Genomic DNA, 10124 nt, shown 5'->3' on the forward strand with positions numbered 1-10124 from the left:
GATATATACCAATATAAGCGCAAGTCTCATATCCGATTTTCTCGGGGTCGATGACATATTCCGAACCTTTTAATATACCTAAATTAGTAAGCTTCTGAATACGCTGATGGATTGCAGCGCCGGAAACATTACATGCTCGTGCTACTTCCAAAAAAGGAATACGCGCATTCCCTGCAATCAGTTTCAGAATTTGCTCATCTAAAGCATCTAATTGATGATGTCCCATTTTTGAATCAAATTGTTTTTATCAATGAATCTTTTATGCAAAGTTAGCGATTTTTCGACAACAAATACTATAATCTATTACTTTTATTTGCAGAAAGCGGATAAGTCAACAATAGTTCGTACCTTTGCGAAAAACATAAATATACCATTAATATGAAACATATTTGCTGTATTATTCTGTGTTTCTGTACTTCTATAGGAAGTTATGCACAGAATTTTGCTGATTATTTTCAGAACAAAACATTGCGAGTGGATTATATCTTTACCGGGGATGCTACACAACAGGCTATTTATCTGGATGAGCTATCACAACTTCCTACCTGGGCAGGACGTCAACATCATCTTTCGGAACTTCCATTGGAAGGCAACGGACAAATTATAGTGAAAGACCTTGCCAGCAAACAGTGTATCTACAAAACGTCATTCTCTTCTTTGTTTCAAGAGTGGCTGTCCACAGACGAAGCTAAAGAAACAGCCAAAGGATTTGAGAATACTTTCCTTCTTCCTTATCCTAAACAGCCTGTGGAGGTAGAAGTCACTTTATATTCTCCGCGAAAAAAAAGATTGGCTACCTATAAACATATCGTGCGTCCGGATGATATATTGATTCATAAACGGGGGGTATCACATGTCACTCCGCATCGGTATATGCTTCAAAGTGGTAACGAAAAAGACTGCATAGATGTTGCCATCCTTGCAGAAGGATACACAGAAAAAGAAATGGATATTTTCTACCAGGATGCCCAACGTACCTGCGAAAGTTTGTTTTCGTATGAGCCGTTCCGCTCCATGAAGGGTAAATTTAATATTGTTGCCGTAGCCAGTCCTTCTACGGACAGTGGTGTCAGTGTTCCCCGCAAAAATCAGTGGAAACAAACGGCGGTTCACTCCCATTTCGATACTTTTTACTCGGACCGTTATCTGACTACCAGCCGGGTAAAGTCTATCCATAATGCATTGGCAGGCATCCCCTACGAACATATCATTATCCTGGCTAACACGGATGTATATGGTGGTGGAGGAATATACAATTCGTATACGCTGACCACGGCCCATCACCCGATGTTCAAGCCGGTAGTCGTGCACGAGTTCGGACACAGTTTCGGTGGACTGGCCGACGAATATTTCTATGATGATGATGTGATGACAGATACTTATCCGCTGGATGTCGAACCGTGGGAACAAAATATTTCAACACGGGTGAACTTCGCTTCCAAATGGAAAGATATGCTTCCGTCAGGTACCCCGATCCCGACCCCTATTGCTGAAAAAAAGAAATATCCCGTAGGAGTATATGAAGGAGGTGGCTACTCTGCCAAAGGCATTTATCGTCCGGCTTATGACTGTCGCATGAAAACAAACGAATATCCGGAGTTTTGTCCGGTTTGTCAACGTGCCATCCGTCGAATGATTGAATTTTATGTTCCTTAATGGAATACAATTATATTATTGTCAAACTTAAAACCCAAACCTCATGATTAGACTTCAACCAATTAGTACGTCGGATCTGCAACATTACAAATTCATGGAAGAGCTTCTAATTGATTCGTTTCCACCGGAAGAGTACCGTCAGTTGGAACAACTGCGCGAGTACACTGATCGTACGGGCAACTTTCATAATAACATCATCTTTGATGATGACCTGCCAGTCGGCTTCATTACCTATTGGGATTTTGACAGTTTCTACTATGTAGAACACTTTGCAACCAATCCTGCCCTGCGAAATGGAGGCTATGGAAAACGCACGCTGGAATACTTATGCAATTATTTGAAACGCCCGATCGTATTGGAAGTAGAACGTCCGATAGAGGAAATGGCAAAACGACGTATCAGCTTTTATCAACGTCAAGGCTTTACGCTGTGGGAAAAAGACTATAGCCAACCTCCTTACAAGCCCGGAGATGATTTTCTGCCCATGTATTTAATGGTACACGGAGAATTGGATTGTGAAAAGGATTTTGAAACAATCAAAAAGAGAATACATAAAGAAGTATATGGAGTAAAAGACAACTAATTAAATTAGGTAGCAGCTCGAAATTAGTTTCACAAATGGAAAACCTTACTCCAGCTACGTATATATAAAAAGGGCGTTCAATTTGAATTGAACGCCCTTTTTATATATATTGAATTAACTAATTACTTCTCACCACGTTTCGTAGCCGAATAGTTAATCTTCAAAGCATAAGATTTTCTAAGAGCATTTTTTACATCAGTAACAATACCCATCTTTGTCTTCTGATCTACTTTCAGAGACACAGTCATCTTAGCAGCATCGCCTTCATTCATACTCGCACGTTCCTGAAAAATGAAGTCTTGTACTTCACCCACTTCAGCATAACTGTCATTCAACTGAATACGACTTTCAGTACCCATTTTCGCGCGATATTCTTGTGTAGGTTCCCCTACATAAATGAATGTTACCAGTGATTTCTTCTCCAGTTTTTCGAGTTCAGTACCTTGCGGAAGTGTAAACTGCACCTTTAATGTTACCTCACGCATCGTTGTTACAATCATAAAGAAGAACAACAAGGTAAAGATAAGGTCAGGCAACGAAGAAGTATTCAATGCCGGCATTTCACGTTTACCAGTCTTATTAAATTTTCCCATTACTTACTTCTTTTTTTCTCCGTATTTTTTAGGTTCTGCTTCAGAAATTCGTTGCGGATAAACTTCACGAACAGCTTTCTGCTGTGCATCATTCAGTTCAGCGTAAGTAACCCCAAACTTTTCTTGAGCTAACTCATCTCTCAATTCATTGTATGCAGCTACCAATTCGTTCTGCACACTTATATATGCCTGATAAGAAGACCCGCGGTCATTCTGCAAAGAAATTACATGCTTATCATTAACAAGAGTAGTACCAAAGAAATCGACATTTTTTTGTGTCTTTTCCGGCATATTCTCAGCGTTATTGATGTTAGCAATAAACTCTTTGGCTTTCTGCCTCAACTGATCAACACCAATATAATCATTCCCGCACATCAAAGCATCATCTTTATTCAGATAAACCTGCAGGATGTTACGTTCTTTAATTTTATCGGTATTCTCATTCTTTTCATCTTCGGGTGGTGGAGGCAAAAGTCTTGCCAAACCACGGTCCGTATCCATTGATGTTGTAATCAAGAAGAAGATCAGCAACAAGAAAGCAATATCCGCCGTAGAACTTGAGTTTATATCAGGAACTTTTCTTTTTCCTTTTGCCATTTTAATAACTTATTTAATCGAGTATCCTCAATTGATTACGACAATTTTTTCTTTATACCACTCGCAATGATTGCAACAACTGTCACAAACAACAATATGTAAATAGAATAAAGGAACATATCAGTTACTTTCAGCCAAAAAGGAACATTGTCTGTACCACTATAGCCAGGAATCTGCATTGGTGTACCATCACCCATTGCCCAAGCTACAATAAGAACAACAGCTAAAAGAACCAAACCAAGTAAAGACTTGATGGCATTTGCCGGGTTATCCTTCAAAGCTGCACCAAATTGGAATACAGCAGCAATAACAGTGGCTGCAATGGCTAAGCCAAACAAAACGTACATCAGATAGAGTAAGGCGTCTGTTTGAGCCGGTTGCCACATTTCGGGATCTACTCCCGGAATTAAGGCATCGCCCGAGGCATCTCCTCCTAAGAAGAACAAGCCAATAACGATCAGAATAATAGCAAACATCGCATACAGTGCGTAATACGATATTCTATATGTTAACTTACTCATTTTAGATTATTTTTTGTATTTCAAGTTATATTTGATTACCATATCAAGCAAAGAGATAGAAGAATCTTCCATTTCACTTGTAAGAGCCTCAATTTTAGAAAGTACGTAGTTGTAGAATACCTGAAGGATCAATGCTACAATCAAACCGAAGATAGTTGTAATCAAGGCTACTTTCATACCACCTGCAACAACCGTCGGAGAGATATCACCTACCTGCTGGATTTTATCAAATGCCTGCACCATACCGATTACAGTACCCAAGAATCCGAGTGACGGAGCCATTGCGATAAACAGTGTGATCCAAGAACATCCTTTTTCAAGGTAACCTGCCTGTACACCACCATAAGATACAACTGACTTCTCAACTACGTCAATACCTTGATCGATTCTCATCAAACCTTGGTAGTAGATAGAAGCAACCGGGCCTCTGGTGTTACGAGCAATGTCTTTAGCAGCTTCAACATCACCTTTTTCCAAAGCAGCTTCGATAGATGCCATGAATTTTTTTGTGTTGATTTCAGCCAAACTCAAATAAATGATACGTTCAATACAGAAAGCCAAACCGATCACCAAAGCGATAGCTACCAAACTCATGAAAGATGCAGTACCTTCGATGAATTTAACTTTGATTTCCTTGTGAATACCACCCTCTTCTGCAGCAGGAGCAGTAGCTGTAGTAGCTTCAGCGGCAGGAACAGCTTGTTGTTCAGTTTGTTCTGCTGCAGGAGCGTCTTGAGCCTGAGCAAGTTGAATTGAGCCAAAAGTGAAGGCCCCAATCACAGCAACAATTGCAAATAACTTTTTCATTGTGTGTCTAATTTTTAAGATTAATTAATTGATTATTATTATTGTATTTACTTCTCATCTCTCTTTCATTTCTGCGGAGAGACGGGGATTCGAACCCCGGATACGCTTTTGGCGTATACACGCTTTCCAGGCGTGCCTCTTCAACCACTCGAGCATCTCTCCCTCTGTGTTTTCAGCATTTTCAGCTACAAATGTATTCTTTTTTTTCTTTTCAAGAAGCATTCTCCCCCTTTTATCTTGAATAAATACTGCAAATTAATATAATTTAAAACCTTTCGAACCTTATTTGCGGATTCCGAACACTTTTAACGCATTCACAGAAGTGACCTGTGCCACATACTCCGGATCCCTCTGATAAATATCAGCCACCTTCATGAGTGTGTCTCTCACATTGGCACTTTCATTTCTCTTTCCCCGGTTCGGCACGGGAGCCAAATAGGGAGAATCGGTTTCGAGCACAATGCGCTCTAAAGGAACAGTCGTCAATGCCTCCGGCAAAGTCGATTTCTTGAAAGTTACAACTCCATTGATACCTAACATAAATCCTTCAAATTCCAACAATTTCGCCGCTTCTTCCGATGTCCCAGTAAAACTATGAAAAATGCCGGTTAATGGGGTATTTTTATAGGGTTCCATTACCTTATATATATATTCAAACGCTTCTCTTGAATGGATTACAATGGGAAGACCATATTCCAGCGCCCATTCTATTTGCTTTTCAAAAACCAAGATTTGCTCTTTCAGAAAAGTCTTGTCCCAATAAAGATCAAGACCTATTTCTCCGATAGCCACAAACTCACGGGAAGTCGACAAGTATTTGTGAACAATCGCTAATTCCTGTTCATACGATTCATTGACAGAAGTAGGGTGCAGTCCGATCATCGGATAGCAAAATCCCGGATAATCCCTACAAACCGACAACATAGCATCAATGGTCGTACTGTCTATATTGGGCATAAAAATATAGGAAACTCCCGCTTTCTGCGCACGTTCCATCACCAAAGGCAGGTCTTCGGTAAATTCTTCAACAAAAAGATGAGAATGAGTATCGATCAACATGATATTTCTTTTTCTTCTTTTATTTTTTCGCTGGAGCGATAATAATATATCAGTCCATAGTCGCGGCATTTTTCTAATCGGGTATCATTGGGAGTGACATCCTGGTATTTGGCTTCTACCTGATTCCAGATATCCAAAATCAATTCATCGGCACGGTCACGCATAGACGCCAGTTCATCAAGACTACGATTGGTTAATGCCTGATAGTTCTTCTGCCGTTCATAGCTTTCCAGAAAAATATCATAATGCACTTTTACGCGTGCAATAGTCGGATTATAAATAGGTATGCCACCTTGAGTGGTCCTTAATTGTTCGCCTTCGATTATTTTCTTCCCCCACTCTACCAGAGAGGCTTCACTCAACAGGTCCGGTACGGTATTGGAAGCAGGCAAGCCATATAACTCTTTATGTGCCACCTTGATTTCATCACGAAGCACTGCCAAATTGAGCACCTGAATAAAATGAGAGATATACAGCCGGGCAGTCTTCACATTCATCTGGTGTTTACGGCTGGCACGCGACTGATTATCGTAGCACTGGGTATAATAAATTTGCGCTGCCTCAAACCGATGCAAAAAGTTACGCGCTTCAAATAATGTCTTCAATGTAATAGCCAAGTCACGCACATTATACATCTCTCCCTTTTCGACAGCCGCTTTCAGCGCCCGAACTCTTGCTTGATCTGTATTTGGTAGTCGTCTATAAGGCATATCTCCGATACTTAACTACATTTCACGATACATTAATAATTTCACCAGATTCTTCAGTTCTTTTTTTCTGTCTTCCGCAACAGCTACCGCCGCCAGACTTTCCATAGCGAATGTATAATATTCACGCATTTTGCTTTCACAAATATTGCGGATATTCAACTGATTATAGATTTCAGTTACCGCTTCGATTTTTTCAGAAGGTTGAAAAGCCTCCGCATTCAACCAACGATTCAATTCAGCATGCTGCTTTTCATCCGCACGGTTCAGTGCTTTGATAAGCATATATGTTTTTTTATTGCAGAGGATGTCTCCACCTATCTTCTTCCCGAACACTTCCGGATCACCATATACATCCAACAAATCATCCTGTAACTGGAATGCTACTCCAATATGCATTCCAAAATTATATAGATTTTCTGCATCTTCAGCAGTCGCTCCTGCCAGAATTGCACCTATTTTAAGACTACCCGCAAGCAACACGGCTGTTTTCAAACGAATCATTTCAATGTATTCGTCTTCTGTAACGTCACAGCGAGATTCAAATTCCATATCCAGTTGCTGTCCTTCACAGATTTCGAGTGTAGTCAAACTGAATAAATCCATCACTTCTTTCAGGTGTTCCGGTGGACAACCCGTCATATACCGAAATGCCAGAATCAACATAGCATCTCCCGAAAGTACAGCAGTATTATCATTCCAGACCTTGTGCACGGTAGGTTTCCCTCTGCGCACATCCGAACGATCCATCAAATCATCATGCAACAAGGTGTGATTGTGGTAAACTTCAATCGCAGTGGCAGGATCGTATATAGACGCAACATCCTCCCGATACAAGTTATATCCCATCAACATTAATACAGGACGTATCCGCTTCCCACCCAGAGAAAGGATATATTCAATCGGTTCATAAAGTCCTTTCGGCGTCCGGGTAAACTGGATTTCAGAAATATGATTATTTATCTTATCGAGTAATTGAGAAGCTGTAAACATGATGAATAAAAAAATTAATGAATAAAAAGAGGCTGCCGAAAGCAGCCTCTCCATTTATAGTGTTACAAATTACTGCAATCTAAACATCACAGGAACTGTAAATTTAACACGTACCGGTTTTCCGCGCTGCATACCTGGTTTCCACTTCGGCATGGTATTAATCACACGGAGGGCTTCTTTATCCAGATACGGGTCGACGCTACGTACAACCTTCGCATCTACGATACTACCGTCTCTGTTAACAACGAACTGTACGATAACACGTCCTTGAGTTCCGTTTTCCTGTGCGATAGTCGGATATTTAATATTTTTTGCCAGATACTGCATCAAAGCTGCTTGTCCGCCCGGGAAGTCCGGCATATTTTCTACAACCTCGAAAATAGTCTGTTCTTCCGGTTCTTCTTCAACCACTTGTACAGGCACATATTTTACTTCTACACGAGCTTGATTATCTTCATTGATAATAGTTGTTGTTTCCTCAATATCAGCTTTATCATCCACAATCTCCAGCAATTCTGCTACCTTTGGAGCTTCAGGTGGTGGTGGAGCTGCTTGTTCAGGGGTTTCGGTAATAGGAATAATTTCCTCTTCAAACACGACATCGGCTACTGCCTGGCTTGTATCTATCTTCACGTCACGCTGGGTCCATTCGAACGCCACGAACATGAAAGCTAGAACTACCACGTAACCAACGAGCAACCATGTAGACTTCTTGCCTTCCAGGTCTGCCTTGGGTGATTTTTTAACTTCCATAAATTTATTAATATAATGATTAAAAAAAGTGTCCTTTCATGTGTCTCCGGGCAAATATAGTACATTTTCATGTATTCGTTCCCCTCTTTGCCTCTTTTTATCCGGCTTTTTAACTTTTTTAATTCTTTCGTACTTGTCTTGCTCCTTTTAACGGCAAACTTATGGTTGATTTTCAAATTTACCGTATCTTTGGCGAACAAATCAGATGAACTGAATATGAAAAAGATAACAATTGCAATCGATGGCTTTTCCTCTTGTGGAAAAAGTACAATGGCCAAAGATCTTGCCCGCGAAGTGGGTTACATTTACATTGACAGTGGAGCCATGTATCGTGCGGTCACTTTATATAGTATAGAGAACGGGATTTTCAACGGAGACGTGATCGATACGGAGAAACTGAAAAAAGAAATCAAGAACATTCGTATATCTTTCCAGCTGAATAAGGAAACCGGACGTCCCGACACGTATCTGAACGGCGTGAATGTGGAGAATAAAATCCGTTCAATGGAGGTTTCTTCCAAAGTGAGCCCTATCAGTACGCTTGACTTCGTACGTGAAGAAATGGTGGCGCAGCAACAAGCAATGGGAAAGGAAAAGGGCATCGTCATGGATGGCCGGGATATAGGAACTACCGTTTTCCCGGATGCGGAACTGAAAATATTTGTAACCGCTACTCCCGAAATCCGTGCTCAACGTCGTTATGACGAGCTGAAAGCAAAAGGACAGGAAGCCAGCTTCGACGAAATTCTGGAAAACGTGAAACAACGGGATTATATCGATCAAAACCGTGAAGTAAGCCCGCTGCGCAAAGCAGAAGATGCGCTGCTCCTGGATAATACCGACTTATCGATTGAAGAGCAGAAAAAATGGCTTTTCGAACAATTTAATAAGGTAAGTAAATAGTTTGTTTTATGATCAAGGTAGAGATAGACGAAGGTTCCGGCTTCTGCTTTGGTGTGGTGACAGCCATTCATAAGGCAGAAGAAGAGTTGGCAAAGGGAGAAACACTCTATTGCCTCGGAGACATTGTGCACAATAGCCGGGAAGTGGACAGGCTGAAAACGATGGGATTAATCACCATCAATCGGGAAGAATTCAAGCAATTGAAAAATGCAAAAGTATTGCTCCGGGCGCATGGAGAGCCACCGGAAACTTATATGATTGCCCGTGAAAATAAGATCGAGATTATCGATGCGACCTGTCCGGTTGTATTACGTTTGCAGAAACGCATCCGACAAGGCTATCTGGCAGACAGCGACGAAGAAAAGCAAATTGTCATCTACGGCAAGAGCGGACACGCTGAAGTGCTGGGACTGGTAGGGCAGACAGACGGAAAAGCAATTGTGATTGAAAAGGCAGAGGAAGCCAAAAAGCTGGATTTAAATAAAAGTATCCGCCTTTTCTCACAGACAACCAAGTCACTGGACGAATTTCAGGAAATCGTAGAATACTTCAAACAACATATTTCACCGGAGGCTACTTTCGAATATTATGATACGATCTGCCGCCAGGTTGCCAACCGTATGCCTAAGCTCCGGGAGTTTGCGGCTACACACGATTTGATCTTCTTCGTCAGCGGCAAAAAGAGTTCGAACGGAAAGATGCTGTTTGAAGAATGTTTGAAAGTGAACGCTAATTCGCATTTGATAGATAACGAGAAAGAAATCGATCCTTCTCTTCTTCAAAACGTAAAATCGATTGGTGTATGTGGGGCGACTTCTACTCCGAAATGGTTGATGGAGAAGATTTACAATCACATTCGGACGCTTATCAAAGAATAATTGCTTTATTCATAAAAGAATAATAGCAAAGCAACATAAGAAAAAACGGCAAAGTAACACGAATGAATAAAAAG

The 10124-nt window shown here is 40.8% G+C and carries 13 protein-coding genes and 1 tRNA gene; 4 read left to right on the plus strand and 10 right to left on the minus strand.

Going from position 1 to position 10124, the window contains the following annotated elements; genetic code table 11:
- Nucleotides 1-226 (minus strand): AsnC family transcriptional regulator (locus AB5217_RS24505; protein WP_151874882.1); only part of this gene is annotated, 226 nt, incomplete at its 3' end.
- A gap of 152 nt (nt 227-378) precedes the next feature.
- On the opposite strand from AB5217_RS24505, the gene AB5217_RS24510 reads away from it, so the two are divergent.
- Both AB5217_RS24510 and AB5217_RS24515 read left to right on the plus strand, forming a co-directional pair.
- Nucleotides 379-1656: an IgA Peptidase M64 gene (locus tag AB5217_RS24510; RefSeq protein ID WP_004311693.1), complete on the plus strand. Its 1278-nt coding sequence runs from the start codon at nt 379-381 to the stop codon at nt 1654-1656.
- A 43-nt stretch (nt 1657-1699) separates the two neighbouring features.
- Entirely contained in the window at nt 1700-2239 is a 540-nt protein-coding gene (locus AB5217_RS24515) for a GNAT family N-acetyltransferase (RefSeq protein WP_008650303.1), read from the plus strand.
- A 122-nt stretch (nt 2240-2361) separates the two neighbouring features.
- Here the strand turns inward: AB5217_RS24515 and AB5217_RS24520 are convergent, their stop codons facing one another.
- The 9 genes from AB5217_RS24520 to AB5217_RS24560 form a co-directional block, all read right to left on the minus strand.
- Nucleotides 2362-2832 (minus strand): ExbD/TolR family protein, encoded by a 471-nt coding sequence (locus tag AB5217_RS24520; protein ID WP_004297931.1) that lies wholly within the window; start codon nt 2830-2832, stop codon nt 2362-2364.
- 3 nt (nt 2833-2835) lie between these two features.
- On the minus strand, nt 2836-3429 hold the full coding sequence (locus AB5217_RS24525; protein ID WP_004297930.1) for an ExbD/TolR family protein: 594 nt from the start codon (nt 3427-3429) through the stop codon (nt 2836-2838).
- 35 nt (nt 3430-3464) lie between these two features.
- Nucleotides 3465-3950 carry a hypothetical protein gene (locus tag AB5217_RS24530; protein WP_004297929.1) on the minus strand — a complete coding sequence of 162 codons (486 nt, stop codon included), beginning with the start codon at nt 3948-3950 and terminating at the stop codon, nt 3465-3467.
- 6 nt (nt 3951-3956) lie between these two features.
- The gene (locus AB5217_RS24535; RefSeq protein ID WP_032843980.1) at nt 3957-4757 is read right to left on the minus strand and encodes a MotA/TolQ/ExbB proton channel family protein; all 801 of its coding nucleotides are present in this window, start codon (nt 4755-4757) and stop codon (nt 3957-3959) included.
- A 74-nt stretch (nt 4758-4831) separates the two neighbouring features.
- Nucleotides 4832-4919 (minus strand) — tRNA-Ser (locus tag AB5217_RS24540).
- 120 nt (nt 4920-5039) lie between these two features.
- Entirely contained in the window at nt 5040-5816 is a 777-nt protein-coding gene (locus AB5217_RS24545) for a TatD family hydrolase (RefSeq protein ID WP_004312431.1), read from the minus strand.
- The gene (locus AB5217_RS24550; protein WP_004297925.1) at nt 5810-6526 is read right to left on the minus strand and encodes a hypothetical protein; all 717 of its coding nucleotides are present in this window, start codon (nt 6524-6526) and stop codon (nt 5810-5812) included. Before AB5217_RS24550 ends, AB5217_RS24545 begins: the two co-directional genes overlap by 7 nt.
- Nucleotides 6527-6541: 15 nt before the next feature.
- Entirely contained in the window at nt 6542-7516 is a 975-nt protein-coding gene (locus AB5217_RS24555; RefSeq protein WP_004306794.1) for a polyprenyl synthetase family protein, read from the minus strand.
- Between the two features lie 69 nt (nt 7517-7585).
- Entirely contained in the window at nt 7586-8269 is a 684-nt protein-coding gene (locus AB5217_RS24560; RefSeq protein WP_004306792.1) for an energy transducer TonB, read from the minus strand.
- Between the two features lie 216 nt (nt 8270-8485).
- Here AB5217_RS24560 and cmk point away from each other — a divergent pair, with 216 nt between their 5' ends.
- Both cmk and AB5217_RS24570 read left to right on the plus strand, forming a co-directional pair.
- The gene (gene cmk / locus AB5217_RS24565) at nt 8486-9172 is read left to right on the plus strand and encodes a (d)CMP kinase (RefSeq protein WP_008776301.1); all 687 of its coding nucleotides are present in this window, start codon (nt 8486-8488) and stop codon (nt 9170-9172) included.
- 8 nt (nt 9173-9180) lie between these two features.
- Nucleotides 9181-10050 carry a 4-hydroxy-3-methylbut-2-enyl diphosphate reductase gene (locus tag AB5217_RS24570; RefSeq protein WP_004306786.1) on the plus strand — a complete coding sequence of 290 codons (870 nt, stop codon included), beginning with the start codon at nt 9181-9183 and terminating at the stop codon, nt 10048-10050.
- Nucleotides 10051-10124 lie beyond the last annotated feature (74 nt).

Source organism: Bacteroides sp. MSSM.1001136sp1_RTP21357st2_D2_RTP21359_211015 (assembly GCF_040913205.1).
GTDB lineage: Bacteria > Bacteroidota > Bacteroidia > Bacteroidales > Bacteroidaceae > Bacteroides > Bacteroides ovatus.